The 24,979-nt window shown below is 34.0% G+C and carries 21 protein-coding genes and 1 pseudogene; 15 read left to right on the top strand and 7 right to left on the bottom strand.

The window, feature by feature from the left end; all coding sequences use genetic code 11:
• The first annotated feature begins 21 nt into the window (after positions 1 to 21).
• The 5 genes from RMN97_RS02400 to RMN97_RS02380 all read left to right on the top strand — a co-directional run bounded on the left by RMN97_RS02400 (position 22) and on the right by RMN97_RS02380 (position 5,464).
• Positions 22 to 561: a DUF4331 family protein gene (locus tag RMN97_RS02400; RefSeq protein WP_309612929.1), complete on the top strand. Its 540-nt coding sequence runs from the start codon at positions 22 to 24 to the stop codon at positions 559 to 561.
• 63 nt (positions 562 to 624) lie between these two features.
• Positions 625 to 1,920: a hypothetical protein gene (locus RMN97_RS02395; protein ID WP_309612928.1), complete on the top strand. Its 1,296-nt coding sequence runs from the start codon at positions 625 to 627 to the stop codon at positions 1,918 to 1,920.
• The gene (locus tag RMN97_RS02390) at positions 1,920 to 4,121 is read left to right on the top strand and encodes a TonB-dependent receptor plug domain-containing protein (protein WP_309612927.1); all 2,202 of its coding nucleotides are present in this window, start codon (positions 1,920 to 1,922) and stop codon (positions 4,119 to 4,121) included. Before RMN97_RS02395 ends, RMN97_RS02390 begins: the two co-directional genes overlap by 1 nt.
• Before the next feature lie 181 nt (positions 4,122 to 4,302).
• Entirely contained in the window at positions 4,303 to 4,899 is a 597-nt protein-coding gene (locus tag RMN97_RS02385) for a glutathione peroxidase (RefSeq protein WP_309612926.1), read from the top strand.
• A 190-nt stretch (positions 4,900 to 5,089) separates the two neighbouring features.
• Positions 5,090 to 5,464, top strand: coding sequence for a hypothetical protein (locus RMN97_RS02380; RefSeq protein WP_309612925.1), 375 nt, complete (start codon positions 5,090 to 5,092; stop codon positions 5,462 to 5,464).
• A 52-nt stretch (positions 5,465 to 5,516) separates the two neighbouring features.
• On the opposite strand, the gene RMN97_RS02375 is transcribed toward RMN97_RS02380, so the two are convergent.
• Both RMN97_RS02375 and RMN97_RS02370 read right to left on the bottom strand, forming a co-directional pair.
• The gene (locus RMN97_RS02375) at positions 5,517 to 7,136 is read right to left on the bottom strand and encodes an amidase (protein WP_309612924.1); all 1,620 of its coding nucleotides are present in this window, start codon (positions 7,134 to 7,136) and stop codon (positions 5,517 to 5,519) included.
• A gap of 71 nt (positions 7,137 to 7,207) precedes the next feature.
• Positions 7,208 to 7,705, bottom strand: a complete 498-nt coding sequence (locus RMN97_RS02370) for an N-acetyltransferase family protein (RefSeq protein ID WP_309612923.1) — start codon at positions 7,703 to 7,705, stop codon at positions 7,208 to 7,210.
• A gap of 91 nt (positions 7,706 to 7,796) precedes the next feature.
• On the opposite strand from RMN97_RS02370, the gene menD reads away from it, so the two are divergent.
• From menD to RMN97_RS02320, 10 genes are all read left to right on the top strand, one after another.
• On the top strand, positions 7,797 to 9,458 hold the full coding sequence (menD, locus tag RMN97_RS02365; RefSeq protein WP_309612922.1) for a 2-succinyl-5-enolpyruvyl-6-hydroxy-3-cyclohexene-1-carboxylic-acid synthase: 1,662 nt from the start codon (positions 7,797 to 7,799) through the stop codon (positions 9,456 to 9,458).
• Positions 9,459 to 9,679: 221 nt separating this feature from the next.
• The gene (locus RMN97_RS02360) at positions 9,680 to 10,918 is read left to right on the top strand and encodes an HD domain-containing protein (protein WP_309612921.1); all 1,239 of its coding nucleotides are present in this window, start codon (positions 9,680 to 9,682) and stop codon (positions 10,916 to 10,918) included.
• A 115-nt stretch (positions 10,919 to 11,033) separates the two neighbouring features.
• Positions 11,034 to 12,059 (top strand): UDP-3-O-(3-hydroxymyristoyl)glucosamine N-acyltransferase, encoded by a 1,026-nt coding sequence (gene lpxD, locus RMN97_RS02355; protein WP_309612920.1) that lies wholly within the window; start codon positions 11,034 to 11,036, stop codon positions 12,057 to 12,059.
• Between the two features lie 10 nt (positions 12,060 to 12,069).
• Complete coding sequence (locus RMN97_RS02350) at positions 12,070 to 13,458, top strand: bifunctional UDP-3-O-[3-hydroxymyristoyl] N-acetylglucosamine deacetylase/3-hydroxyacyl-ACP dehydratase (protein WP_309612919.1); 1,389 nt, start codon at positions 12,070 to 12,072, stop codon at positions 13,456 to 13,458.
• Between the two features lie 3 nt (positions 13,459 to 13,461).
• Positions 13,462 to 14,244, top strand: coding sequence for an acyl-ACP--UDP-N-acetylglucosamine O-acyltransferase (gene lpxA / locus RMN97_RS02345; RefSeq protein ID WP_309612918.1), 783 nt, complete (start codon positions 13,462 to 13,464; stop codon positions 14,242 to 14,244).
• Positions 14,245 to 14,338: 94 nt separating this feature from the next.
• Positions 14,339 to 14,905 (top strand): elongation factor P, encoded by a 567-nt coding sequence (gene efp / locus RMN97_RS02340; RefSeq protein WP_309612917.1) that lies wholly within the window; start codon positions 14,339 to 14,341, stop codon positions 14,903 to 14,905.
• Positions 14,906 to 14,976: 71 nt separating this feature from the next.
• Complete coding sequence (locus tag RMN97_RS02335) at positions 14,977 to 15,906, top strand: UDP-3-O-(3-hydroxymyristoyl)glucosamine N-acyltransferase (RefSeq protein ID WP_309612916.1); 930 nt, start codon at positions 14,977 to 14,979, stop codon at positions 15,904 to 15,906.
• 2 nt (positions 15,907 to 15,908) lie between these two features.
• Positions 15,909 to 16,268 carry a nuclear transport factor 2 family protein gene (locus RMN97_RS02330; RefSeq protein ID WP_309612915.1) on the top strand — a complete coding sequence of 120 codons (360 nt, stop codon included), beginning with the start codon at positions 15,909 to 15,911 and terminating at the stop codon, positions 16,266 to 16,268.
• A gap of 112 nt (positions 16,269 to 16,380) precedes the next feature.
• Entirely contained in the window at positions 16,381 to 17,253 is an 873-nt protein-coding gene (sucD, locus tag RMN97_RS02325; protein ID WP_309612914.1) for a succinate--CoA ligase subunit alpha, read from the top strand.
• A gap of 99 nt (positions 17,254 to 17,352) precedes the next feature.
• Positions 17,353 to 19,482 (top strand): T9SS type A sorting domain-containing protein, encoded by a 2,130-nt coding sequence (locus RMN97_RS02320; RefSeq protein WP_309612913.1) that lies wholly within the window; start codon positions 17,353 to 17,355, stop codon positions 19,480 to 19,482.
• 29 nt (positions 19,483 to 19,511) lie between these two features.
• Here RMN97_RS02320 and RMN97_RS12885 read toward each other — a convergent pair whose 3' ends face one another.
• The 5 genes and pseudogenes from RMN97_RS12885 to RMN97_RS02300 all read right to left on the bottom strand — a co-directional run bounded on the left by RMN97_RS12885 (position 19,512) and on the right by RMN97_RS02300 (position 24,947).
• Positions 19,512 to 19,922 carry a T9SS type A sorting domain-containing protein gene (locus RMN97_RS12885; protein ID WP_409024870.1) on the bottom strand — a complete coding sequence of 137 codons (411 nt, stop codon included), beginning with the start codon at positions 19,920 to 19,922 and terminating at the stop codon, positions 19,512 to 19,514.
• Between the two features lie 33 nt (positions 19,923 to 19,955).
• Positions 19,956 to 21,152: pseudogene (locus RMN97_RS02315) on the bottom strand (aryl-sulfate sulfotransferase); the annotation flags it as partial.
• A gap of 82 nt (positions 21,153 to 21,234) precedes the next feature.
• On the bottom strand, positions 21,235 to 22,590 hold the full coding sequence (locus RMN97_RS02310) for a YHYH protein (RefSeq protein ID WP_309612911.1): 1,356 nt from the start codon (positions 22,588 to 22,590) through the stop codon (positions 21,235 to 21,237).
• 14 nt (positions 22,591 to 22,604) lie between these two features.
• A complete protein-coding gene (locus RMN97_RS02305; RefSeq protein ID WP_309612910.1) occupies positions 22,605 to 23,234 on the bottom strand; it encodes a thioredoxin family protein in 630 nt (209 codons plus the stop codon).
• A 3-nt stretch (positions 23,235 to 23,237) separates the two neighbouring features.
• On the bottom strand, positions 23,238 to 24,947 hold the full coding sequence (locus RMN97_RS02300) for a multicopper oxidase domain-containing protein (RefSeq protein ID WP_309612909.1): 1,710 nt from the start codon (positions 24,945 to 24,947) through the stop codon (positions 23,238 to 23,240).
• Positions 24,948 to 24,979 lie beyond the last annotated feature (32 nt).

Here is a 24,979-nt window from a genome sequence, read left to right as displayed (position 1 = left end):
TAATCCATTAAAATATAAAAAATGAAAACAAGTAAATTAAAAATAATAGCATTGTCACTAATTGGTGTAACATCAATGCTAGTGAGTTGTAGTGATGATAGCGCATCAACACCAAGTTTTGAAGGTAGCTATGTTCAACAAGATCAAATGGCTAGACCGGCAATAAACACAGTTTTTATTGCTTCTGGAGCGCCAAAAGATGCTTTTAACGAAGCTATTCCATCACAAATGGGAGCTGCATATCAAGGTGTTTTTCAATCAAGATTGTTAGCTTTAAATGCAGGTTATACTACCAATGCATTAGGACAAACAGCTGCTCAATTAACAGGTTTGTTATCTACTGATGTATTGAATGTAAAAACAACAGGAACAACCACTTTCTTCGATGGTACTAACGTATTAACTGGAAGAGCTTTGGCAGATGACGTTATTGATGTAGAATTATTATTGATTTTTGGTGGTCCAACTGGTGCTTCAAACCCAGGATTAACCTCTGATAATGTTAGTTCAAATGACAAACCTTTTTTGACCTCATTTCCTTATTTAGCTTCGGCTTGGTAATATATTTATTTAGAGCGCAATTCGTTTTGCGCTCTTTTTTCAACAAACTAAAACAAAACAAAAATGAAAATAATTAACTACTTACCAGTACTAATTCTTTTTGGATTATCAGTGTCAAGCTGTGACAAACAATCTGAGAAAATTACAAACGCAAACGACTACAATAAATATTTGAGCAATAGCAGAAATCAATCTTTGACTTTTGCGAAAAAAGAAATTGACTTTTGGCAAAAAAAATATGATAAAGCTCCAAACCAAATTAGTTATTTAGGAGTTCTGGCTTCCAATTATTCTAAATTATTTGAGATAACAGCAAACATCGATTATTTAAAAAAGGCAGAAACCTTATTAGTAAAATCAAACGAAACGTATAAGTATTCAAGTGTTGGAACCATTCGGGCTTTGGCCAGAAATTATATTTCACAACACCGCTTTAAAGAAGCGTTGGAATTAGCTAATAAAGCAAAAGCTATTGGTGAAGGTTTAAAAGAAACCAACAAATTGCTTTTTGATGTCCAAATGGAATTGGGGAATTATGCCGAAGCGGAATCGAATTTACTGCAACTTAACGACAAAAATGATTTTGATTATCTAATTAGGATAGCCAAATGGAATGACCATAAAGGCGACTTGAAGACAACCTTAGTTTTTATGGAAAAAGCTAAAAAAATCGCCGAAACCTATGATAATAAATACTTAAAAACATGGGTATATTCTAACCTTGGTGATTTCAATGGACATGCAGGAAACATTCAAAAATCATATGAATACTATCTAAAAACATTGGACCTTGATCCAAATAATAGTTATGCACTTAAAGGAATTGCTTGGATTGCATTCTCTTATGAAAAAGACACGAAAGAAGCCAAACGAATTATAGATGTAGTTTCCAAAAAGCATAATTCTCCTGATTTCTATTTGTTGAAAGCTCAAATTGCAGAGTATGAAAACGATAGAACATCAAAATATGAAAACATAAATAAATACATGTCAATGCTTGAAAACGAGAATTATGGTGCCATGTACAATAGTTATAATGTTATCCTTTTTGCCCAAGAAAAAAGCACTAGTTTAAAAGCATTAGAAATTGCGAAAGTAGAAGTAGAGCACAGACCAACTCCCGTTTCTTATGATTTATTAGCTTGGTCATATTACAATTTGGGCGACAAACAAAAAGCACTCGAGATTGCACAAAAGTATGTTGAAGGGAAATCTTTCGAGCCTAAATTAAATTATCATTTAGCTACAATTTATAAAGCCAACAATAAACTAGACAAAGTTTGGCCAATAAAAGAAGAGTTACTAAAAAGCACTTTTGAATTAGGTCCAAACTTGGAAAGAAAAATTATCAGCTTGTAATGAAATGGTGTTTAACATATGTGTTAACAATTTTCTCTACATGTCTTCATAGTCAAATAAAAAGAGGAATTGTAAATGACAGTATTGGAAATCCAATTGAGAATGCTTATGTCATAAACACTAATTCTCAAAGTCATGCTCATAGCAATGAGTTTGGTGCTTTTAGTATTGATAAAACAAACCAAGGTGATGTGTTGAGAATCTCAGCTTTAGGATTTAAAAAAGCCGATTATAGTTTTCAATCTAATGATTTTACTGTTGTTTTAGAAAACGACATTTATAAACTGGATCAGGTGGTTATACAACCAAAAATGAATGCGATGAATGTAATTTCAAAAATAGATTTGCAAACAACACCTGTAAATTCTTCTCAAGAGATTTTGCGAAAAGTGCCTGGCTTATTCATCGGACAACATGCAGGTGGAGGAAAAGCAGAACAAATTTTTCTTCGTGGTTTTGATATTGACCACGGAACAGACATTGCCATATCGGTTGATGGAATGCCTGTAAATATGGTGTCTCACGCACATGGTCAAGGCTATGCAGATTTGCATTTTGTGATTCCGGAAACGGTTGATAAAATTGACTTTGGAAAAGGAACCTATTATGCTAACAAAGGTGATTTTGCGACTGCTGGTTATGTAGCATTTCAAACCAAAGATAGAGTTGATAAGAGTAGTATAAGTGCTGAATTAGGACAATTTAATACGTTTAGAACTGTTGGTGTTTTTGATCTTTTGGAGAAAAACAAAAAACAAAATGCCTATTTAACAACAGAATACATTCTGACAGATGGTCCATTCGATTCGCCTCAAGAGTTCTCAAGATTAAATTTATTTGGAAAATACACAAGTATTTTAACTGATAACAGTAAACTTTCAATAATTGTATCACGATTTACCAGTAAATGGAACGCATCTGGACAAATACCTCAAAGATTGGTTGACAGTGGAGCAATCTCCAGATTTGGCGCTGTTGATGATACCGAAGGCGGAAACACATCAAGAACTAATATTAATGTAGCCTTGACAAAACCAATAAATGAAAGTACTTATATTAAGTCTAATGCGTTTTATTCTAATTATAATTTTGAGTTGTATTCTAATTTCACCTTCTTTTTGGAAGATCCAATTAATGGTGATCAAATACGTCAAAAGGAAAATCGAGACATTTATGGTTTGTATACGGAATTAAACAAAAAGTATTCAAATTCCTTGTACCAAGTTGGTTTTGGTTTTAGAGCAGATGCTACAAAAGATACCGAACTATCTCATACACTTGGAAGATATACGACCTTGCAAACTTTGAAATTAGGTGATATTGATGAAACAAATATTTTTTCTTATATCAATGCTGAATATACTTTTGGAAAATTAAAAATAAATCCAGCCCTTCGATTTGATTATTTCAAATTTAATTATCAAGATAAATTGGCACCAACTTTTGTAACGCAAAGCCAGAATAAAGTAAAATTTTCCCCAAAACTTAATTTTATTTATTCGGCAAATAATAACTTGCAATTGTATTTGAAATCAGGTTTTGGTTTTCACTCTAACGATACAAGAGTTGTGGTTGCTCAAACTGGCGAGAAGATTTTACCAACAGCTATTGGAACTGATTTAGGTACAATTTTCAAACCTTTTCCAAAATTGGTTCTCAACGCCGCTTTGTGGTATTTGTATTTAGAACAAGAGTTCGTCTATGTTGGCGATGCCGGAATTGTTGAACCAAGTGGTAAAACCAAACGAATTGGTTTTGACTTGGGATTGCGTTATCAATTGACCGATTGGTTGTTTTTTGATACCGATATTAATTACACACATGGAAGAAGTATTGATGAACCATCAGCGCAGGATTATATTCCTTTAGCACCAGATTTTACTTCTACAGGAGGCATTAGTGTCAATAAATTAAAAGGATTTTCAGGCGGAATTCGATATCGTTATTTAAAAAATCGTCCTGCTAATGAGGATAATTCGATTATAGCTAAAGGGTATTTTATTTCTGATTTAAATGTGAACTACGATTACAAGAATTTCACTTTTGGAATAGCCATAGAAAATATCTTTAATACAAAATGGAATGAAACTCAGTTTGCCACTGAATCCAGATTACAGAATGAGAGTCAGTCGGTTACTGAAATTCACTTTACACCAGGAACGCCTTTATTTATTAAAAGTAAAATCGTTTATAAATTCTAATACGATAATGTTTTGTTTTGGTTGTGATAGGAATTTAATTTTTAAATTAATTTTTTATTACGTTTGTTGGAAGCTCAGTGATACTTACATCACTGAGCTTTTTTTAATCTTACGAAAACTTTAGGAATTGTATAACACCACCTTTAAAAATATTGTCTAATTTTATAAAAAATTTAAAGTTATGAGGAAGTCTCTACTATTAATCTGCAGCATAGTGCTGCTGTGCAGTTGTCAAAATCAGGCACAGAATAACAAAACAAACAATAAAACAATGGACACACAAGAAGCTATTTCGACAGAGACAATTTATCAATTTAAAGTAAAAGATTTATATGGAGAAGACTTTGATTTTGCATCGTTAAAAGGAAAAAAAATCTTGATTGTTAATACAGCTTCAGAATGTGGACTAACACCACAGTACAAAGATTTGGAAGCTATTTATAAAAAGTACAAAGACCTTAATTTCGTTATAGTGGGTTTCCCTGCTAATAATTTCGGAAAACAAGAACCGGGAAGTAATGAGCAAATTGCCAAATTCTGTGAAATGAATTATGGCGTTACATTTCCAATGATGAGTAAAATTTCTGTTAAAGGGAATGACATGGACAATGTCTATAAGTTCTTGACACAAAAAAGTAAAAATGGTTTACAAGACAGTGAAGTAGAATGGAACTTCCAAAAATATTTAATCAACGAACAAGGAGAATTAGTAAAAGTGTTATCTCCAAGAGTATTGCCTACTGACGCCGCAATCGTAGGTTGGATTAATGGGAAATAGTAACTAAAAATTATTTTTAAGATAATGAGCCTGATGAATTTCATCAGGTTTTTTGCTTTTATTTTATCGACTATCGTCACTTATGTTGTGATTTGAAGAGTTTTTTTTCCTTTAAACGATTTTTAGATAATTACTATATTATTCTTTATAAATTTGGATAGAGTTTCAATACCACAACACTTCTCTACTTATGAAGAATATATTCAGCCCAGTATACAGACAAGATTATATACAAGGTTTTTCAAACGGTTTAAATCCATATTTAAAAATAAAAGAAAATCAAAACGATGCTTATGTTTTTGGATTTAATCAAGGAAGATTAGATTATGAACGAATGAATGGTAAAGTTGCTTACGGGATTCCCAAACTAATCGTTACCAACAAAGTTTTAGAAGATTTTCTTTTAGCCGGAATGCTTGGAATTAGTATAAACGATGACGATTATACTGCTTTCCAAATTGATGTTATTTCAAAATGGTATCAAAGCGGAATCGAAAAATACAATCCGAGACAAAGCAGTTATCTTTTAGGAATACTGGAAGAAAACGGAATAGATATAATTTAACCCAATTCATAAAAAAAATAAAACCTGATGATTACCCATCAGGTTTTTTTTATTAGTCTAAAAATGCCTTTTTAAACTCAGGTTTCATTCTGTTTTTAGAGGCTTGTTCATAGGCATAAGCGTGACTTATTATTTCCCCTTCTTGGTAGGCACCACTAAAAAACGAAAGACCGACAGGTAATTCATAAACTTTTCCACAAGTAACAGTAACGTGTGGATAGCCACTCATAGCCGCGGGAGCAGTTAGAAAAACATCTCCCCATCGATCACCGTAAATGATGTCAATGCTGCAGGCTGGACCCATGGTTAATCCCGAAATAGCGTCAAGTTTATTTTCTTTTATGACTTTGTCAATCATATTTTTTACATCGTTATGACTTTTTGCTAAAGCATTTACATATGCTGCAGTTTCCAATCCTCCTTTTTTCAAACTCATTTCAAGCGTTTCCTGTTTGAAAGTTGGCATTGCTTTAGCTTCGTTTTTTTTATTAAAAGCAATAACGTCTTCAAGTGACTTCATATTGGAATTAGAAGTTGATAAATATTTGTTCACACCATATTTAAATTCATATTGCATAACCTCAAATTCCGCATCTCCATTCGCATTAATTTTATCAAGGTATTCTATTTCAACGATAGTAGCGCCTTGTTGTTTCATGATGGTAATAGCTTTCTCTAACAGTTCGTTTAAAAGCGGGTTGGTGTATTTCTTTTTCTCTATACCAATTCTTTTTCCTTTTAATCCATCAGCTTTTAAATAGTGAGTGTATTTCCCAGTTGATTTTCCATTACTTTCTTTAGTTATCAAATCAGCATCATCAACACCAATCATTGATTCTAAAAGAATAGTTGCATCTGTTACCGTTCTTGCTAATGGACCAGCAGTATCTTGTGTATGCGAAATTGGGATAATGCCCGAACGACTTAATAGTCCAACGGTTGGTTTTATACCTACTGTTCCATTTACGGATGCCGGACAAACAATGGAACCATCTGTTTCTGTTCCAACGGCAACAACGCACAGATTCGCAGCAACGGCAGAACCTGACCCAGCACTGGAACCACAAGGCGAATGATCAAGGATATAAGGGTTTTTGGTTTGTCCACCGCGACTGCTCCAACCTGAGCATGAGGAACTGGAACGAAAGTTTGCCCATTCACTTAGGTTGGTTTTTCCTAGCAATACTGCTCCGGCTTCTCGTAACTTTTTCACAATAAAAGCATCGTTTGATGCGATATTGCCAACTAAGGCCAAAGAACCGGCCGTCGTCATCATTTTATCTGCTGTGTCAATATTATCTTTAATTAGTATTGGAATACCGTGAAGATTTCCTCTGATTTTGCCTTCCTTCCGTTCCTTATCCATTGCTTTGGCGATAGCTATAGCTTCCGGATTTAGTTCAATAACCGAATTTAATTTGGGTCCATTTTTATCTATGGCTTCAATTCTGTCTAAATATAGTTTTGTGATTTGTTCAGAAGAGTATTTTCCCGACTTCATTTTTTCCTGAAGTTCTGAGATAGTGATTTCATTTAATTCAAAATCATCTTCAGTTGAAGCATCATTGTTTTCCGGTTTTGGAGTATCAGATTTAGTATTGCAAGATGTTGCAAGTGTAGCAATTCCAACAGCAGCAAGTGCTGTATTGGCTATAAAGTTCCTTCTTTTCATAACTTATTATAAGAATTAAAATTTTAAAATTACAATTTAATACCATCGCTTGTTAATTTTACCATAGGTATTTATTTCAATATCAATTGCATAATTACACTGTGCAACCATCGCTCAAACTTAAAACCACTTTCTTTAATAATTCCAACCGTAGCAAAGCCAAACTGCTCATGAAAAGCAACACTGCTTTGATTTTCATGATCAATGACTGCAATCATGGTATGCAATTTTTGCGTTTTTGCCAAATCAATTAAGTTTTGCAATATCACTTTTCCAATGCCTTTTCCATGTTCGTTTGGCATTACATAAACAGAATGTTCTACTGTAAATTTATACGCTTCGCGAAAGCGAAACTCACTGTAATAGCCAAAACCTACGACACGTTCATCTATTGTTGCCACAATTACGGGAAATCCTTTGGTAAGTTTCTCCTCAAAAATAGATTGTTGCTGTTCTAATGTCCGCAATTCATAATCATACAATGCCGTTGAGTTAGCAATATAATAATTAAGAATAGCAACGATGGTTTCGGCATCAATGCTTTGATAAGGTCTGATTTTTATTTCCATATGCAAAAAGGTAGTTGTAAATGTAAGAAAACAAATTACAGTATTAAAAAAGAGATACAATTTGTATCTTTGTTTCCATTAAAAAACAACAATGATTTACCCTAAAATACCTTTAGCACAAAGCATTATTGAAATATGTCATGCCAAAGGAGTTCATGATATAATTATTTCCCCAGGTTCTAGAAACGCACCACTAACAATAGGATTTACCAATAATCCAAAGTTTGCTTGCTATAGCATTGCAGATGAACGTTGTGCTGCTTTTTTTGCATTAGGAATCGCCCAACAAACAAAAAAGCCTGTTGCTGTGGTTTGTACTTCCGGCTCGGCATTGCTGAATTATTATCCGGCTTTGGCTGAAGCGTTTTACAGTCAGATTCCATTTATTGTTATTTCGGCCGACAGGCCTTTTGAAAAAATTGATATTGGCGATGGACAAACCATACGTCAGGAAAATGTTTTTATAAATCATTCGTTATACAATGCCAATCTAACTGAAGAAGCTTCAGAAGAAAATGATGTTTTTATCAATGAAGCCATCAATGTTGCCATTGCCCGAAAAGGTCCGGTGCATATCAACGTTCCTTTTGAGGAACCCTTATACGAAACAACAAATAAACTTTCGGTCGATTTTAGTGTAACAGGATTAAATATTACTCATTCATTAGTGAGTGTAGATGATATTATTGCTTATACAACATTATGGAATTATACCACAAAAATTTTGATTTTAGTTGGCGAATGTTTTCCTAATTCAGTTGAGGAGGAATGGTTAGAAAAATTAGCTTCGTTGCCATCAGTAGTAGTGATGACCGAAACAACTTCGAACCTTCACCATCCAAGTTTTATCAATACTATAGACACACTTATCACACCGTTTTCTAACGCTGACTTTTTGATCTTGCAACCAAGAATACTTGTCACGTTTGGTGGAATGATAGTTTCTAAACGAGTGAAAGCTTTCTTAAGAAAATACAAACCAAGACATCATTGGCATATTGATGAGCATCGTGCTTATGACACATTTGGTATTCTTACTAAGCATTTTAAAGTAGAACCGAATCAGTTTTTTAAACAATTTTTGCCTTTTGTAAAAGATATAGGAAGCCATTATAAAGCTACTTTTGAAACCATTCATATACAGCGAAAAGTAAAACATACTGAATATCTTTCTAAAGTTCCGTTTTGTGATTTAAAAGCATTTGAAAGTATTTTATCAACCTTGCCAGCAGAAATCCAATTGCAAATTAGTAACAGCTCGGCTATTCGGTATGCACAGTTATTTGATATTGATAAATCGATTGAAGTATTTTGTAATAGAGGCACAAGTGGAATAGATGGCAGCACTTCGACCGCTATTGGCGCTGCAGTTGGAAGTAAAAAACCAACGGTTTTAGTTACCGGAGATGTAGGTTTTTTGTATGATAGTAATGCGCTTTGGAATAATTACATTCCAAAGAATTTTAAAATCATTTTGATTAATAATGGTGGAGGCGGTATCTTTAGAATATTACCAGGACATCATGAAACAGAAACATTCAACAGGTATTTTGAAACTTCTCATTGCTTAACCGCAGAACATTTAGCAAAAATGTATCAGTTAGATTATGCAATTGCAAGTGATGATAATTCGTTAAAAAAAGGATTGTCAAAATTGTATAATCAAAATGACAGACCAATGATATTGGAAGTTTTCACTCCAACTCGAGAGAATGATAAACTATTGAAAGACTATTTCAAAGCTTTGGTATAAATTTATATCTTTACTAAAATCAAACACGTAGAGTGTATTAATATAAAATTTAACCCCATAGATACATAGACAAAAAAAGTTGTAAAGTCCAATTGCTTCGCCAGTTCGCTATCGCTCGGGTCTTGGATTCGCATAGCTCTGATTTTCTTTAAAAGAGTGAAACGAACTTCAAAAATAAAAAAAAACTATGTTTCTATGTGGTTAAAAAAAATAACAAATTTGTGAGCAACACTAATAAACTTAAAATATTCAACGACCCAATTTATGGTTTTATCACCATTCCAAATACGTTGATTTATGATTTAATTCAGCATCCTTATTTTCAGCGTTTGCGTCGTATAACTCAAATGGGTTTGTCTTATTTGGTTTATCCCGGAGCGCATCACACTCGTTTTCATCACGCAATTGGCGCTATGCACATGATGCAAAAAGCGGTTGAGGTATTGCGCTCAAAAGAAGTTTTGATTACTAAAGAAGAAGAGAATGCCTTATTCATCGCGATACTTTTGCACGATATTGGGCATGGACCCTTTTCACATACTTTGGAACACAGCATCGTCGAAGTCCATCATGAAGAAATTTCATTATTGTTTATGAATAAACTTAACGAAGAGTTTAACGGACAATTAAGTTTGGCTATTCAGATTTTTAAAGGAGAATACCATAGAAAATTCATGTTACAGTTGATTTCAAGTCAATTGGATATGGACAGAATGGACTATTTGAAGCGCGATAGTTTTTATTCGGGCGTTGCCGAAGGAAATATCAATTCAGACCGATTAATTCAGATGTTAAACGTGGCGGATGATTTTTTGGTTATGGAAGAAAAAGGAATTTATTCTATCGAAAAGTTCCTGATGGCAAGACGATTGATGTATTGGCAAGCCTATTTGCATAAAACAAGTTTAGTTGCCGAACTGACTTTGACCAATTCACTAAAAAGAGCTAAAGAGCTTCTTCATAAAGGTATTGACATAGAATGCAGCAAACCTTTGAAGCATTTTATGGAACACAAAATAACACTCGATAATTTTTCCAATACTAATTTAGATAGCTTTGCACAACTAGATGATTTTGATATTATTAGCGCATTAAAAAACTGGCAATATCACGATGATTTTATCCTGAGCAGTTTGAGCAAAATGATTATCAACAGAGACTTATCAAAAATAAAACTTAACAGCGAAAAATTTCCAAAAGAAGTATTAGTTGAAATGACTACACGTTTTGCAAAAGAACACAATATCACCGAACAAGAAGCCAAGTATTTTATCTTTAAAGGAAAAATTAAAAACCAAGCTTACAGTAAAGATGCAGAACCAATTAGAATTTTGAAGAAAGACAAAACCATTGAAGATGTTGTTGAAGCTTCTGACCAATTGAATTTAAAAGCGCTATCAAAACCGGTTACCAAGTATTTTATATGTTTTCCAAAACTACTTGACGAAAACTACCTTTAAAATTGATTTTTTTATACTTTTGTTGCAATGAAACGAACTGCACATATTTTCAATGAATCACATCACTTTGTTGTTGAGTTCCATCTTATGCCTTTAAAAAGTAAAGTAACATAAGATGAAATTTACAGCAGCTCAAATAGCGGGAATTCTTGAAGGCGAAGTGGTAGGCAACCCTGACGCAGAAGTTTTTAAGTTAGCCAAGATAGAAGAAGGAACTGCAGGTTCGCTAACGTTTTTAGCTAACCCGAAGTATGTTAATTTTATATACACTACCGCAGCTACTATTACCATTGTTAATAACGACTTTGTTCCTGAAAATGAGCTGACTACCACTTTGATTAAGGTGGAAGATGCTTATCAGTCTTTTTCAAAATTGTTAGAATATTACAACCAAGTAAAGTTAATGAAATCAGGCATTGAACTGCCATCAGTGATTTCAGAGAATGTAACTTATGGGAAACAACTTTATTTGGGAAGCTTTAGTTATATTGGAAAAAACGTAACTATTGGCAACAATGTAAAGATATACCCAAATTGTTTTATTGGCGATAACGTGACTATTGGCGATAACTGTATCTTTTTTGCCGGCGTAAAAATATATTCTGAAACTGAAATAGGAAATAATTGTAACTTTCATTCCGGATGTGTTGTAGGTTCGGATGGTTTTGGTTTTGCGCCAACAGAAGATGGAACGTTTAGTAAAATTCCTCAAATTGGTAACGTAATCATTGAAGATGATGTTGAAATAGGAGCAAACACTACTATCGACAGAGCAACTTTAGGAATAACATTAATCCGTAAAGGAGTAAAATTGGACAATCATATTCAGGTTGCCCATAATGTTGAAATAGGAGAGAATACTGTTATTGCAGCACAAACAGGTATTGCGGGTTCAACTAAAATTGGCAGCAATTGTCTTATTGGCGGTCAAGTTGGTATTGCAGGTCATATCACCATTGGAAATAATGTTCGCATTCAGGCACAATCGGGTGTTGGGAAAAATGTAGCGGATGGCGAAGTATTGCAAGGCAGTCCGTCTTTTGGATATGCTGATTACAGTAAATCGTATGTTCATTTTAGAAATTTGCCAAAGATTGTTGCCGATATAGAAGAATTGAAAAAAAATAATAGTACTAATTAAATAGCTTACCATGGTTAAACAAAAGACCATCCAGAACGAAATTTCTCTTACTGGTGTTGGACTTCATACTGGAAAGGAAGTAAAAATGACTTTCAAACCCGCGCCTGTAAATAATGGTTTTACCTTTGTCAGAGTAGATTTGGAAGGTTCTCCGGTCATTGAAGCTGATGCCAATTATGTGGTAAATACACAGCGTGGCACTAACCTTGAAAAATTGGGAGTTAAAATCCAAACTTCAGAACATGTTCTGGCTGCTTTTGTGGGTTGTGATGTTGATAACGTAATTATAGAACTAAATGAATCAGAGCCTCCAATTATGGATGGTTCTTCTAAGTTTTTTGTTGAAGCAATAGAAAAAGCAGGAGTTGTTGAGCAAGATTCAGAACGTCTTTATTATGTTGTGAAAGAAGTAATTTCTTTTACAGATGAAACCACAGGAAGTGAAATTCTTCTTATGCCATCCGATGAATATCAAGTAACTACAATGGTAGACTTTGGCACTAAAGTTTTGGGAACTCAAAATGCTACCATGAAAAACATTTCAGAATTTAAATCTGAGATTGCTGATGCTAGAACGTTTAGTTTCCTTCACGAATTAGAAACTTTATTGGATAATGGTTTGATAAAAGGTGGCGATTTGAATAACGCAATCGTTTATGTGGATAAAGAAATTTCACCGAAAACCATAGAGAATCTTAAAATTGCTTTTGGAAAAGATTCTATTTCGGTTAAACCAAATGGGATTTTGGATAACCTGACTTTGCATTATCCAAACGAAGCTGCACGTCACAAGTTGCTTGATGTTATAGGTGATTTAGCTTTAGTTGGCATGCGAATTAAAGGAAAAGTAATTGCTAATAAACCCGGACATTTTGTAAACACTCAGTTCGCAAAGAAATTGTCCAAAATGATTAAAATAGAACAACGCAATCAAGTACCTGTTTATGATTTGAATTTGGAACCATTAATGGATATTCATAAGATTATGAGTATTCTTCCGCACAGACCTCCTTTTTTATTTGTAGACAGAATCATTGAAATGTCAGATAGTCATGTGGTTGGAATGAAAAATGTTACCATGAACGAAGGCTTTTTTGTTGGACATTTTCCTGAGGCACCAGTTATGCCAGGGGTAATCATTGTAGAAGCCATGGCGCAAACTGGAGGAATATTAGTATTGAGTACTGTTCCAGATCCTGAAAATTATTTGACATTCTTTATGAAAATTGATAATGTAAAATTCAAACATAAAGTATTACCAGGTGATACTTTGATATTTAAATGTGATTTAATAACCCCTATAAGAAGAGGAATTTGTCACATGCAGGCTAAAGCTTACGCTAATGGAAAATTAGTAGCCGAAGCAGAATTAATGGCACAAATTGCTAAAAAACAATAAGATATGAATCAACCGTTAGCATATGTACATCCTGGTGCAAAAATAGCCAAAAATGTAGTGATTGAACCTTTTACAACTATTCACAATAATGTAGTTATTGGTGATGGGACTTGGATTGGTTCCAATGTTACCATTATGGAAGGCGCTCGAATTGGAAAAAATTGCAACATCTTTCCTGGAGCCGTAATTGCGGCAGTACCACAAGATTTAAAATTTGGAGGAGAAGAATCACTTGCAGTAATTGGAGATAATGTTACTATTAGAGAGTGTGTTACGATTAATCGTGGTACGATAGCTTCGGGACAAACTAAGATTGGAAATAACTGTCTTATCATGGCAACAGCACACATTGCACACGATTGTCACATTGGTGATAATGCCATTATTGTAAACGGTGTAGCTTTGGCCGGACACGTAATCGTTGGGAATTATGCTATCATTGGAGGATTAGCTGCCATTCATCAGTTTATCCAAATTGGTGATCACGCTATGATTTCCGGAGGTTCTTTAGTTCGTAAAGATGTTCCGCCTTATACTAAAGCAGCAAAAGAGCCACTTTCTTATGTCGGAATTAATTCAGTTGGATTAAGACGAAGAGGATTTACTTCTGAAAAGATTAGAGAAATTCAGGATATTTATAGAATTCTGTACCAAAAAAATTATAATACATCACAGGCTGTTGGTATTATCGAAGGTGAAATGTCGGCTTCACCGGAGCGCGATGAAATTTTAGATTTTATCAGAAACTCATCAAGAGGAATAATGAAAGGATACTCTGGAGCATAAAAAAGTTTGTGGTTTTTAGTTTATAGTTTTAAGTTAACTGTAATAAAGCCACCAACCATAAATCATAAACAAAAAACAAAAAACAATATTAAAAATGGCATCTACATCAGATATTAGAAACGGATTATGCATAAAGTTCAATCACGATATTTACAAGATTATTGAATTCCTTCACGTTAAACCAGGAAAAGGTCCGGCTTTCGTTAGAACTAAACTAAGAAGCTTGACTAACGGAAAAGTATTAGACAATACTTTTTCGGCTGGACACAAGATTGAAGAAGTTCGTGTAGAAACACAAAATTTCCAGTATTTATATGCAGAAGGAGATCAGTTTCATTTTATGAATACTGATTCATATGAACAAATTACTTTGGATAAAAAAGTACTCGATGCTCCCGACTTGTTAAAAGAAGGAACAATCGTAATGGTTCAGATTAATACTGAAACTGATTTGCCACTTTCTGTAGATATGCCGGCTTCGATTGTTTTAGAAGTTACTTATGCTGAACCAGGCGTAAAAGGGAACACAGCAACAAATGCTACTAAACCTGCAAAAGTAGAAACTGGAGCTTCTGTAAATGTTCCATTGTTTATTAATGAAGGCGATAAAATCAAAATTGACACGGCTACCGGTTCTTATATGGAACGCGTTAAGGAATAGTTACAGGTCACAGTTTACAGTCACAGTTTTGTGGCTCTGAATACTGCGACTGAGACTGAACACTATAGAAAATGAAATTCCCAAAAACACAAACTTTAAAAGAAATCGCAGCCATCATCGGATGCCACTATGTTGGTGCTGATGATTTTCCTGTGGAAGGCATGAACGAAATTCATGTGGTTACTCCGGGAGATATTGTTTTTGTTGACCATTCAAAGTACTACGACAAAGCATTAGAATCGGCAGCGACCATTGTTTTAATTAACAAAGAAGTTGATTGCCCTAAAGGAAAAGCATTGTTGATTTCTGATGATCCTTTTAGGGATTTTAATACGTTGACAAAACATTTTCGTCCTTTTGTGGCTTCCAATGCGAGTGTTTCACCATTGGCTATTATTGGAGAGAATACAGTTGTTCAACCCAATTGTTTTATTGGACACAATGTTACAATCGGTAAAAATTGTTTGCTTCACGCGAATGTAATTGTCTATGATAACACCGTGATTGGAGATAATGTGATTATTCACTCAGGAACAATTTTAGGAGCTGATGCTTTTTATTATAAAAAACGTCCTGAAGGATTTGATCAATTGCTTTCCGGTGGAAGAGTTGTTATTGAAGACAATGTTGGAATAGGAGCGTTGTGCACTATTGATAAAGGCGTGACTGGGGATACAACCATTGGTGCCGGAACCAAAATTGATAACCAAGTGCATGTTGGACATGATACCGTAATTGGGAAAAAATGTCTGATTGCTTCTCAAACGGGAATTGCAGGTTGCGTAATCATTGAAGATGAAGTAACGATGTGGGGACAAGTTGGAACAACCAGCGGAATTACTATCGGTACTAAAGCGGTTATAATGGGACAAACCGGAGTAACCAAATCGGTTGAAGGCGGAAAAAGTTATTTTGGAACACCAATCGAAGAATCAAGAGAGAAACTGAAGCAGTTGGCTAACGTTAAAAGAATACCAGAAATTTTAAATAAACTTAAATAAAGATGAGCGCTAAAGAAATCGTTCAAGAATTTTACAAATCGGATGCATTACTGGAAAGCAAAACTGTTTCTAAGCTTTTGCACGACGATGTGGTTTTGGAATGGCACAGTACTAAAGGCTTTTTAAAATTGAAGCATCAGGATATAATTGATTTGACTACAGAATTAGGCAAAGCATATGTTCGTTCTAAGGCAAGAATTACACACATTCTTGAAGATGGAAATATTGTTTCAATACGATATTCACATTATGTAAAAACAATTGAAAACCCAAGAGAAGAAATGCTGTTGGCTCACTTTATGGTTATATGGGAATTAAAAAACAACAAGCTTTACAGAGGTTATCAGATGAGCCAATTATAACAGTAAAAAAACTAATTACTAATCACTAATTACTAATTACTATTTTCTACTTTTGCAATCTACCTGTCGGCAGACAGGCACGAAAAATAAACACAATAAACAAATCAATTAAATGAGCGTTTTAGTCAATAAAAATTCAAAAATAATAGTTCAGGGATTTACAGGTAGCGAAGGAACTTTCCACGCTGAGCAAATGATTGAGTATGGTACCAATGTCGTTGGTGGCGTTACACCCGGAAAAGGTGGCTCAACCCATTTAGACAAACCGGTTTTCAATACGGTAAAAGACGCAGTTCAAAAAGTCGGAGCCGATACTTCTATTATTTTTGTTCCGCCGGCTTTTGCGGCTGATGCTATTATGGAAGCTGCAGATGCGGGAATCAAAGTGATTATTGCTATCACAGAAGGTATTCCTGTAGCGGATATGATTAAGGCGTATGAATATATCAAAGAAAGAGACTGTAGATTAATCGGACCAAACTGTCCTGGAGTTATTACTCCCGAAGAAGCTAAAGTTGGTATTATGCCAGGTTTCGTTTTCAAAAAAGGAACTGTTGGCATTGTATCTAAATCGGGAACATTGACTTATGAAGCGGCTGATCAAGTAGTAAAACAAGGAATGGGAATTACAACAGCCATCGGAATTGGTGGTGACCCAATCATTGGAACAACAACTAAAGAAGCTGTTGAATTATTGATGAATGATTCAGAAACCAAATGCATAGTAATGATTGGTGAAATTGGTGGTCAATTGGAAGCTGATGCTGCCAAATGGATTAAAGCTGACGGTAACCGTAAACCGGTTGTTGGTTTTATCGCTGGAGTAACTGCACCAAAAGGAAGAACAATGGGACATGCCGGAGCAATTGTTGGTGGAGCTGATGATACAGCTGAAGCTAAAAAACGCATCATGAGAGAATGTGGAATACACGTTGTTGATTCTCCTGCTGAAATTGGTAAAAAAGTTAAAGAGGTGATGGGATAATAAATTCCAAAATCTTAAATAACAAATTTCAAAAGCTACGAGAAATCGGGGCTTTTTTTGTTTCTTATTTTTCTTATATTTGAATATTAAACTTTATTTATGAAAAAGCTTTACTTCTTTTTACTTATTACAATCAATGTTTTTATTTCTAATGCCCAGATAGTTACTATTCCTGATGCTAATTTTAAAGCAAGATTATTGTCCCTCAGTGTGTCTGATACATCAGGTAATTATATATATGATGTTGATACGAATGATGATGGTGAAATACAAGTTAGTGAAGCCCTGGCTGTAACTAATTTATCGGTTTCGAATGGTTCAATTAACGATTTGACAGGGATTGAAGCTTTTACAAATTTGAGTTCGTTAAGGTGCAACAACAACCTACTTACTGTGCTTGATGTAAGTATGCTGCCCAATTTATACGACTTTAACTGTTCTTTTAATCATCTTACTTCACTGAATTTAGGAGCTTTACCGGTTTTATATAGCTTAAGTTGCAGCAATAATCAATTGCAATCGTTGAATGTATCAGGTTTGTCTTATATGGTGGTGCTTGATTGTAGTGTAAACCAGTTAACAGCTTTGGATTTGAGTAATCTTGATGACATATCACAGTTGAGTTGTTATTTTAATCAAATTACGTCGTTAGATTTGAGCGGTTTGCCTTATCTAAATAATTTGACTTGTTACTATAACCCGTTAATTGATTTGAATATTAAAAACGGAAAAAATGAAAATACCTTAAATTTTTCAAATTGTACTGCTTTGCAATATGTCTGTTCTGATGATGCACAAATAGCTACGGTGCAAACTAAAATCAATCAATATGGCTACACTAATTGTCATGTCAACACGTATTGTACTTTTATACCCGGAGGTACTTTTTACACCATACAGGGCAATAGCAAATATGACGTTAATGGGAATGGATATGACATCAGCGATTTAGATTTGCCAAATTTGAAATTTAATTTCACTAATGGAACTAACACAGGAACCATTATTCCGGATAGTCAAGGGAATTACAGGTATGATGTTCAGGCTGGTTCGTATACCTTGACACCAGTTCTTGAAAACAATACTTATTTTAGCATATCTCCTTTAAGCATTACAGCAAATTTTCCGGCTAATCCGAGTCCGTTTACCAGAGATTTTTGTCTAACGGCTACTAATGTGCATCAGGATGTTGAAACATGGATTATTCCATTAACTTCAGCCAGACCTGGTTTTGATTCAAGATACAAAATCAAGTTTAAAAACAAGGGAAATGTTACTATTTCAGGGTATTTAAATTTTTCTTTTGACGATGATTATATGGATTTTATTTTGGCTACACCAACGCAAGCCAGTCAGAACTTTAGTTTGTTGAGCTGGAATTATACTGGGTTAGCTCCTTTTGAAACCCGTGAAATTGAAGTTAAATTTAATTTAAATACTCCGATGGAAAGTCTTCCACTTACTACTGGTGATTTAATAAAATTTGAAGCAACTGCTTACCCATTAATCGGAGATGAATATCAGACTGATAATTCTAATTATTTAAGACAGATTGTTATTAATTCCCATGATCCAAATGATATAACCTGTGTTGAGGGAACTACTATTGAACCTGAAATGGTTAATAAATATGTTCACTATGTAATCCGTTTTGAAAATACAGGAACCGCCAATGCTGAGAACATTGTTGTGAAAGATATGATTGATCTAACTAAATTTGATATTAGCAGTTTAATACCATTGGGTGGCAGTGCTAATTTTGTTACGAATATCAGGAATACCAATCAGGTAGAATTTATCTTTGAAAATATCAATCTTCCTTTTGATGATGCAAACAACGATGGTTATGTAGTTTTTAAAATAAAAACAAAACCAACATTAGTATTGGGAGATACTTTTAGCAATACAGCTAATATTTATTTTGATTATAATTTTCCGATAGTTACCAATACTTTTACTACTACTATAGCTGCTTTAGAAACGCAGGACTTTGAGTTTGGCAGTGTATTTATCTTGTCTCCGGTTCCTGCGAAGAATAGCTTAACTATTACAACCAAACAAGAGGTAACGATTAGTTCGGCAAGTATTTTCAATACACTTGGACAATTGATTCAGGTTTCTACTAATCCAAATCAAATGATAGATGTTTCAGGATTGAAAACTGGAAATTATTTTATCAAGATTGTTAGTGATAAAGGAACGGCAAGTAGTAAGTTTATTAAAGAATAATTATAAAGCTCCAATTACGTAGAGTTTTTTTATTTGATAATCAATTTCTTGATAAGTTGACCGCTACTAGAATCTATTTTTAGATAATACATTCCATTCGCTAGTTCATTAACAGAAATGGTATTGCTATTTGAATTAATAGATTTTTCAAAAACAATTTGTCCTAAATTATTCATTAAAGTAATAGAAGCATAGTTAATTCCTAAATTATCCCAACTAATTATAATGTAATCTTTTGCAGGATTTGGATATACTTTAATAGCATCGGATAGATTATTTACTGAAGTAGCTAATGTTAAACTACAAGAAGCTGAAACTGTATTAGAGTTTTCAATAGTGTTTCCAGCAGTTAAAACATGTCCTGAAAATCCACTAAAATCATTTGGATAATAACTACATCTAAATACTAAATTTTGTGTAGGTGTTGTTCCTTGCGTCATTACACCACTTTGCGCTATGGGATTTATATATTTCCAAACTGTAGTTCCTGTTGTGTTGACTTCTGTAAACATTCCTGCCGGTCCATTGCAAAGCAAAACATTACCATTTGACAACTGTTGCGCGCCTGAAATATTTTGAGCATAATAACTATTGGGGTTGCCCGAATTATAAATCCATGAAGTAGTAGTTGGCAAATAGGGTAGCGTATTAGTATAATTATATCCATCAACTGGAGGATTTATAATTTCTACAGTTGTGTAGTTTCCTCCTGTTCTTGCTAAGCCATTATTGTATATCATAATTTGATTTTCAAATGGAAGACCGGTGATAATCCAATTGGCATTGTGTTGACCAAAAAGTTTTTTATTAGCCGTTGTTCCGTTATTATATGCTGCAGGATTTCCCCAACGGTATAATAAATCACCACCTTTTCCTGAATTTCCACCACTATGACTTGCTGCTTGAGCTGTTGTTGTACTGTGGTCAATAATCCATATTTCATTCATATTGTGTGAACTAATCAAAATTTGGTCTAACGAAGGATTATAATCAATTGAATTTAAATGTATCCAATCTGGTTCGGTAGCACTTGCATTAAAATTTAGATTTAGTAACTGTGGACTAGTAGCAATACTTCCAAAGTTTGGTTTAGTGTTATCATAATCCTGAATCAAATGATCCCAAAGATGCCATTCCCAAACTATATTTCCACCAGTTAGTCCATTGGGTTGCACTTCAATAATTTGCTCGCTCCACAAAGTAGTTGGTACTAAAGAAGGATTTCTACCAGCAGCAATAGCTTGTGTATTGGTTTTAGCTTCCCATGAAATGATGAGTACATTACCATTGGGCAATGCTTTTATATCGTGATGCTGACATTTTGTGGCATCGGATACGGTATAACTCCACGTTACATTGCCATTCCAATCAATTTTCTCAATGATTCCACCTCTTCCTCCAGCATTGAAAGTGGTATTGTTTGCATTTCCAGTTCGAAGTAAATTTCCATCTGGAAGAATGTAAACTGATTGTCCTGGTCTATAGGTGCTAGTCCAAGTTTTTACTTGCTTCCCACATTTGTCAATCAAATACGTTGTAGTGCTGTTTATAGGAGCAAATAAAACATATCCATTATCTAACGAACCAGTATCGTGTTGAATTAATCCAATGGTTTGAGAAAAGGAATTAGTAATAAAAATTAATAGAATAAGTAGGTATATTTTTTTCATAATTATGGTTTTAATTAATAATGCTTAAAACAAAAAAGGTTTAATATGTATTAAACCTTTATATCACTTATAAAAAAAGTGCTTACTTATTAATTATAACTTTTACTGTTTTATCATTTTTCCCATCAGTAACTTTTACAAAATAAATACCATTATAAATTGTATCTGTTTCAATAATGCTTAATGTACTTCCTTGCAAAATTTTACTAGATTTTACTATTTGTCCCAATTCGTTTATCAAATAAACATCCATATCATTTTCAGCCATTGGAGTTTGAATTGCAATAAATTCAGATGCTGGATTTGGCGCAATAGTAACTTTAAAATCAGAATTCCCAATAGAATTAGTTGCCAAAGTTGTTGTTCCACTAGGAACAGTCGTTACAGTTGAAACAGTAATGTTTCCATAAAAAGTAGGTCCAACAACATAAGGATAAGCCGAATTATGATTGGCATCTACAGTTGTAAAATAGCAATAAATTCCGTTTGGATATAGAGAGGCTGGATATTCGGGAGTAGTACAAATTCTGCCATTATGTGAATCTAAATACGTTGCATCACCCGGATGTGCAACATATTCATAATCTTCTCTGAAATAACCATTAAAAAAAGTTTGTGTTCCAACAACTTGATTGATTACTGGACCATTAGTTCGTGTTGTATTAGTTCGTAATTGATAACTCGATTTCATTCGGGTTATTGCTCCAGTTCCATCAGTATTAGTGTAAGCATAGGCACCATAAATTGGGAAACCATCATAGGCAAATCCTAATAAAGGGGAATGTTGTGATGTATTTATTACATATAAACCATCAGCAGGATACGTATTGCAAACATTAGAAAGAACAACCAAATCTAAATTGAAAGCACTTGGATTTTGGTGATGGTGATAATTTCCCATAGCAGGATGCGCTTTGGCACAATCAAAACCAGCTCTTTCAGCAGGTATAGCGTCTCTATTCCAAGCCTGGGTTGTGCCTGGTCCACCAGGACAAGTTGGATTTCCTGGACCACCACATAAAGCACCAGTAGTATTATTCCAAGCTACACCATCACGGTAATCAAATAAGGCGACACCATTTTTAAAAATGCCAATGTTTCCTCCAGTTGTTGCAACTGTTCCGGTACCTTGAACAGGAGCCAATGGAATTCTAAAAATTTTATTTTGAGCTGTCGCTAAGGAAGGATTTCCATCTTGAAAAGGACCTGTAATATAAGCCGGAATTCCAGTAGCTGAGATGTAGGAATAGGTTGCGTTGTATTGAACGGTTTGTACATTTGCTTGAACGGCATCCACAATAGAAGTAGAGTTGCCCGCAACATAATGACGACCAGTAATTCCAGTGGTATTAATTAACCATCCAGTTATAGCAGGATTTGTTTGCGCAAAAACAGCACAGTTGGCTGTCATAATCAATAGTATAGTTAATTTTCTCATGCTTATAGTTATTATTAGTACATACTTTGTTTTTCGCCTCTATAAAATATTCTACATCCAAAGGACTCGGTATTGTTTTCAGAAACAGGTTTGTTATTTAATAATTCTTCCACTGCATTGGCTAGGAATGGTTTTGCATTAGTGGTATCTCCGGCATTATCATCAATAGCACCTTTATATTTTATAGTGAATTGTCCTTTATTATTTTTCCAAATCACAAAAGCTTGTGGTGTGTGAGTAGCTTTAAATTGTTTGGCTACCACTTGTAATTTATCTTGTAAATAGGGAAAGGTAAGTTTGTCTTTAGTTGCTTTTTTTTTCATTAACTTAAATGATTCTTCTGCATAGGCTAAGGTGTCCATAGAATTAATAGCTAATAAATAAACTCCTTTTGATTTGTATGTATAATTTAGCTTATTCAATCTTTCAGAATAGAATTTTGCCATCGGACATTTATTGCAGGTAAAAACAATCATAAAACCTTTGGCATTTTTAAAACCAGAAAGTGAAACCGTTTTATTATTTACATTTTTTAAACTGAAGTTTTTTATAGATGTTTCTGAAGTAAATGTAATAGAAGTAAAGCTCAACAAAGTAATAGTTAAGAACAAAAATAGAATAGGTATATATACCGTTTTTTTCATTGCTTATTTCTTGATAAACTTTTTAGCTGTTAAAGTTTTCGTTTTTTTATCCATCATTTGAATTACATAAACTCCTGTAGACAAAGAAGAAATATCAATACCGTTTTGCCACTCTGGTTGAGGAAGCATCATCGCTACTCTTCCTTCTATAGTAGATATTGTTAAATAATAAATCTCAGTTGAAGCATCGCTTAAGTTAATGTATAACTTGTTTTGAGCCGGATTAGGATACAAATTAAAGTTGGTGTTAACTGTATTTTGATTCGTAGCTAAACTGGTTGTTACAATAAACTGCCCCATCATACCGCCATCTTCATGTCCAGCAAAGTGACAATGATACATATAGGGATGATTAACATCAGAATCAGCAAAATCATCAAACTTCCCAATAAATGTAACCGACTCATTTCGTGGCAAATAAAAAGTGTCTTTCCATCCACTTTCATGGGTTCCTACTTGAGTAGTTACTCCATTTCTTGCCACAATTTTAAACTCTATATCATGTAAATGAAAAGAATGCCCAAAGATATTGTTATTGGTTACTGTCCATTTTTCACTATCATTCAAATTAACTGTTTTGTTGATAGTGGTTAGTACAAATGGAGTGTTGTCAAATGTAAAAGGTGTGGCTGCTTGTCCGCCCGTTACCGCTAATGTTCTTGTTACATTAACAGGAGTTGTAGCGGTCCAATAAGTGTTATTTTCTAACGTCGCTGGAACCGATGTTATAGGGTTTGCGGTAGTTGCAGCAACATTGATATGCAAAACATTAAAATCAATATTGTTTAACAAACTTCCAAATTGTCCAGTTGTGTTAGGTTCACCTCCAGGAAAACCTAATGTTTGACCCGAATTATAAGCTTTTAAATCAAAAGAAGATCCTACAGTATCATTACCTAAATTCACCATAATTTCAATTCTTTCTCCTACCATCAATTTTACTCTAGTAACGGCTACAGGAGCATTTAATAATCCACCATCGTTAGCGATGATATAAAATGATCGGTTATCACTAAATCCTAAATTGTAACCTCTTTCGATTTCAGCATTGAGAATTCTAAGTCTTACATATTGTTTTGGCAACGTCACCTGAGCGTTAGGAGTTCCGTTAGTTAACATATAATCACCATATACACGATTAGAAGTTGGTGGCGTTTCAAACTGATTGGCTGTAGTGTAACTTCTACTTGTTAAAGCTAAGACTATATCATCTATACCATAAGTTCTTGGTAAAGCTAAAGCAGATTCAATAGGATCTTTAACTATAATAAATCCTCCAACACCTTTAGTGATTTGGGCTTGTGTAGTCTCATGTAAATGCGGATGATACCACAACGTAGCAGCTTGATTTTTTACCGTCCAATATGGTTGCCATAAAGTTCCAGCAGGAACTACTTGATGTGGTCCACCATCCATAACAGCTGGTAAATGCATACCATGCCAATGCACTGTTGTTGATTCGTTCAAATTATTAGTAACATTCAAATGTACTTCATCTCCTTTATTGATAAATAAAGTTGGACCCCAAAACGTTTCATTATTAATTGAACCTGTAACTGTTAGATTACCCGTTCTCAATTGCTTGGTTGACTCGTGAATGTTTAAATTGAAATTTGTACCATACAATGCCTCAGGAATAACTAAATTATTGTATTGCGCTTGTAGTAAAGACGAAATGGCTAGAACAATTAGAGTAATAATTGATTTTTTCATAGGATGTTTATTTAGACTATGGTTTTTTAGAC

Origin of the sequence: Flavobacterium sp. (assembly GCF_031381455.1) — a bacterium.
In the GTDB taxonomy this organism is placed as follows: Bacteria; Bacteroidota; Bacteroidia; order Flavobacteriales; family Flavobacteriaceae; genus Flavobacterium.
This window is presented reverse-complemented; position numbering and strand designations above follow the sequence as displayed.

Bases quoted from the DNA above. Each gene is read 5' to 3' on its own strand.
- RMN97_RS02400 (WP_309612929.1), top strand. From the start codon at position 22: ATGAAAACAAGTAAATTAAAAATAATAGCATTGTCACTAATTGGTGTA.
- RMN97_RS02395 (WP_309612928.1), top strand. From the start codon at position 625: ATGAAAATAATTAACTACTTACCAGTACTAATTCTTTTTGGATTATCA.
- RMN97_RS02390 (WP_309612927.1), top strand. From the start codon at position 1,920: ATGAAATGGTGTTTAACATATGTGTTAACAATTTTCTCTACATGTCTT.
- RMN97_RS02385 (WP_309612926.1), top strand. From the start codon at position 4,303: ATGAGGAAGTCTCTACTATTAATCTGCAGCATAGTGCTGCTGTGCAGT.
- RMN97_RS02380 (WP_309612925.1), top strand. From the start codon at position 5,090: ATGAAGAATATATTCAGCCCAGTATACAGACAAGATTATATACAAGGT.
- RMN97_RS02375 (WP_309612924.1), bottom strand. From the start codon at position 7,136: ATGAAAAGAAGGAACTTTATAGCCAATACAGCACTTGCTGCTGTTGGA.
- RMN97_RS02370 (WP_309612923.1), bottom strand. From the start codon at position 7,705: ATGGAAATAAAAATCAGACCTTATCAAAGCATTGATGCCGAAACCATC.
- menD (WP_309612922.1), top strand. From the start codon at position 7,797: ATGATTTACCCTAAAATACCTTTAGCACAAAGCATTATTGAAATATGT.
- lpxD (WP_309612920.1), top strand. From the start codon at position 11,034: ATGAAATTTACAGCAGCTCAAATAGCGGGAATTCTTGAAGGCGAAGTG.
- RMN97_RS02350 (WP_309612919.1), top strand. From the start codon at position 12,070: ATGGTTAAACAAAAGACCATCCAGAACGAAATTTCTCTTACTGGTGTT.
- lpxA (WP_309612918.1), top strand. From the start codon at position 13,462: ATGAATCAACCGTTAGCATATGTACATCCTGGTGCAAAAATAGCCAAA.
- efp (WP_309612917.1), top strand. From the start codon at position 14,339: ATGGCATCTACATCAGATATTAGAAACGGATTATGCATAAAGTTCAAT.
- RMN97_RS02335 (WP_309612916.1), top strand. From the start codon at position 14,977: ATGAAATTCCCAAAAACACAAACTTTAAAAGAAATCGCAGCCATCATC.
- RMN97_RS02330 (WP_309612915.1), top strand. From the start codon at position 15,909: ATGAGCGCTAAAGAAATCGTTCAAGAATTTTACAAATCGGATGCATTA.
- sucD (WP_309612914.1), top strand. From the start codon at position 16,381: ATGAGCGTTTTAGTCAATAAAAATTCAAAAATAATAGTTCAGGGATTT.
- RMN97_RS02320 (WP_309612913.1), top strand. From the start codon at position 17,353: ATGAAAAAGCTTTACTTCTTTTTACTTATTACAATCAATGTTTTTATT.
- RMN97_RS12885 (WP_409024870.1), bottom strand. From the start codon at position 19,922: ATGACGCAAGGAACAACACCTACACAAAATTTAGTATTTAGATGTAGT.
- RMN97_RS02310 (WP_309612911.1), bottom strand. From the start codon at position 22,590: ATGAGAAAATTAACTATACTATTGATTATGACAGCCAACTGTGCTGTT.
- RMN97_RS02305 (WP_309612910.1), bottom strand. From the start codon at position 23,234: ATGAAAAAAACGGTATATATACCTATTCTATTTTTGTTCTTAACTATT.
- RMN97_RS02300 (WP_309612909.1), bottom strand. From the start codon at position 24,947: ATGAAAAAATCAATTATTACTCTAATTGTTCTAGCCATTTCGTCTTTA.